Source organism: Shewanella gelidii, assembly GCF_014647855.1.
Classification (GTDB): Bacteria; Pseudomonadota; Gammaproteobacteria; order Enterobacterales; family Shewanellaceae; genus Shewanella; species Shewanella gelidii.
Genome location: NZ_BMPZ01000008.1, coordinates 158,859 through 159,517 on the forward strand (window position 1 = coordinate 158,859; position 659 = coordinate 159,517).

Here is a 659-nt window from a genome sequence, read left to right on the forward strand (position 1 = left end):
TGCCGATTACGGGCAGTGTTTTGGAAGGTACATCTTCTGTGGAAGGCGATGTCACCGTGGTCAGCTTCTCGGTTGCTGGCGATAACAGCACATACAATGCGGGCGATAGCGTCACCATCGCCGGTATTGGGGTGTTGATCTTAAACACCGATGGCAGCTACAGCTTTACCCCGGCTCTGAACTACAACGGCCCTGTACCGATCATCACTTACCTGCTCACCGATGGATTGAGTACCGATACCTCAACCTTAACCATTTCGGTCACGCCAGAAACCGACCCATTTACGGATGCGAACGAAGTGGTCAGCACCGCCGAAGATACGCCGATTACGGGCAGTGTGCTCGAAGGCACATCTTCCGTGGAAGGCGATGTCACCGTGGTCAGCTTCACGGTCGCGGGCGATAACAGCACATACAATGCGGGCGATTCAGTGACGATTGCCGGTATTGGGGTGTTGATCTTAAACACCGATGGCAGCTACAGCTTTACCCCGGCTCTGAACTACAACGGCCCGGTGCCAGTGGTGACTTATCTGCTCACCGATGGATTGAGTACCGATACCTCAACCTTAACCATTTCGGTCACGCCAGAAACCGATCCGTTTGTGGATGCGAACGAAGTGGTCAGCACCGCCGAAGATACGCCGATTACGGGCAGT

The 659-nt window shown here is 54.3% G+C and carries 1 protein-coding gene; it reads left to right on the forward strand.

Features of this window, described 5'->3' with window-relative positions; genetic code table 11:
* Positions 1–20: 20 nt before the first annotated feature.
* On the forward strand, positions 21–659 hold a 639-nt coding region (locus IEY18_RS13860), incomplete at its 3' end, for a cadherin-like domain-containing protein (RefSeq protein WP_268244253.1).